Origin of the sequence: Photorhabdus sp. RM71S, from assembly GCF_042879355.1 — a bacterium.
Lineage (GTDB): Bacteria > Pseudomonadota > Gammaproteobacteria > Enterobacterales > Enterobacteriaceae > Photorhabdus > Photorhabdus kayaii.
Genome location: NZ_JBHFKV010000385.1, coordinates 1 through 202, shown reverse-complemented (window position 1 = coordinate 202; position 202 = coordinate 1). Strand labels below are relative to the sequence as shown.

Annotated in this window: 1 pseudogene; it reads right to left on the bottom strand. The window is 47.0% G+C overall.

Annotated features, from left to right (window positions below):
* Positions 1–135 (bottom strand): annotated as a pseudogene (locus tag ACGF5R_RS25270) (IS982 family transposase); the annotation flags it as partial.
* Positions 136–202 lie beyond the last annotated feature (67 nt).

The window sequence follows — 202 nt, the reverse complement described above, 5'->3', positions numbered from 1 at the left end:
ATTCAAGCTCGGTTTTTTAGGTTGGAATGTATAAGCAATTAAGCCCGCGACGATTTCCAATAAAAAACCGAGCTGACTGCGGTGTCTTGAATGCTCTATCTGAGAAATATTCTTTAACTGATCATGGATGGGTTGAGTAGGCCACAGGAACTACCCCCGCAGCCTCTCGCAGAACGGTACGTGAGCCTCTCGACTCATACCG